Annotated in this window: 1 protein-coding gene and 1 pseudogene; one reads left to right on the forward strand and one right to left on the reverse strand. The window is 43.5% G+C overall.

What is annotated here, in order from left to right:
- A pseudogene (locus tag SD31_RS14000) lies at positions 1 to 733 on the reverse strand (hypothetical protein); the annotation flags it as partial.
- Positions 734 to 854: 121 nt separating this feature from the next.
- On the opposite strand from SD31_RS14000, the gene SD31_RS14005 reads away from it, so the two are divergent.
- Positions 855 to 1,517, forward strand: a complete 663-nt coding sequence (locus tag SD31_RS14005) for a hypothetical protein (protein WP_039054574.1) — start codon at positions 855 to 857, stop codon at positions 1,515 to 1,517.
- Positions 1,518 to 1,544 lie beyond the last annotated feature (27 nt).

A 1,544-nucleotide genomic window follows, 5' to 3' on the forward strand; every position in this document is an offset into this window, starting at 1 on the left:
TGCCGTCTGTAGAGCGATAAATCTTGATAAAACGTATGCTTGGCGTTAAAGGCAACTGCCATTTGAGGTGTACTGTCTTATCGTAACTTTTGGCATCACTCAACATTGCTGGTGAGCGTAGAGGAATTTCCGAATACCGTTTCGGCAAAAATTCTATCTGATCGAGATAAATATGATGGTAGCCTTTGCTCTTTTTAGGTTGTGACAGGCCTATCCCCGTAATTTGGATATTCTTATTCTTAATCTTAAAATTTTTTACGGGAATCTTTATCTGTATCCATTTATTAGATTGAAAATTAGTGATGTATGGCTCTATATTTAAAGTGTCACTACTCCTTTGACGAGCCTGAAGGATAAAAATGTTGGGTAAGTCACTTATCTTAGTGCTGTTGCTGTTTACATAGAGCCAGAGGCTAAGCACCTCATCCTGTTCGGGTACATAGCTATATTTTAAGCGGTTGTAGTTTATGGTTGTTTCCCAATACCCTTTTTCGGAAGAAAGGTATTTTAAAGATAGGGCATTGCCCGGAGTAAAGAAGATAGTGTCCGATACAAGCAAGTGCTTGTTGATGTTTTCCACCCAGCTTTTTCCGGAATAGTTTACCGTACTTTTTGCGTAGGTGCCATTGACAATGCTGTTGTCAAATACTACTTCGGGATACGTATCGGCAATTAACTGTCGGCAGTTAAGAAATGCTAAGAGTATAAGCAGTTTATAAAGAATTCGATTCATCGCAGATATAGTTTATTTACAAAAATAAGGATTTTATCATATACGGCCGAATTGCGTCATTTTGAGGTTTCACGCCGTTATAAATTCGTTTTATAGCGAGTTCTTGATTACCTTTGCACTTATGTCGAACAGTACTTTCAACACACAAGACACTATCGTGGCATTGGCCACCTCTCCGGGAGCTCAGGGAGCAATAGCGGTAATCCGTGTGTCGGGTCCAGACGCCATCACTTTGGTGAATTCCGTATTTAAGGGTAAGGATCTGACCCGCCAGAAGTCTCACACTATACATTTTGGCACCATCCGGGACGGGGAGGAAATAATCGACGAGGTGTTAGTGTCCTTGTTTGTTGCGCCCCATTCCTACACGAAGGAAAATTCGGTAGAGATTTCTACCCACAATTCGAAATATATTATCGAGCGTATCCTTAGTCTGCTGATTCGGCAGGGGGCGCGGTCTGCACGTCCGGGAGAGTTTACGCTGAGAGCTTTTCTGAACGGTAGTATGGATCTCTCGCAGGCAGAAGCTGTGGCAGACCTTATTGCTTCCAACTCGGCCGCCTCCCACCAGGTTGCCATGCAGCAGATGCGGGGAGGATTCTCCAACCAACTGAAGAAGCTGCGTGAAGATTTGGTACACTTTGCGTCGCTCATAGAGCTGGAACTGGATTTTTCGGAAGAAGATGTGGAGTTTGCCAACCTGCGACCAGCTCAAGGCGCTTCATCGATGCGTATTACATGCGGTAGTTCGAGTAAACTTATCCAGTCTTTCGAAGCAGGGTAATGTGCTGAAAATGTGTTCCTGTAGTCA

It is taken from the genome of Sphingobacterium sp. T2 (genome assembly GCF_000814685.1).
GTDB classification, from domain to species: domain Bacteria; phylum Bacteroidota; class Bacteroidia; order Sphingobacteriales; family Sphingobacteriaceae; genus Sphingobacterium; species Sphingobacterium thermophilum.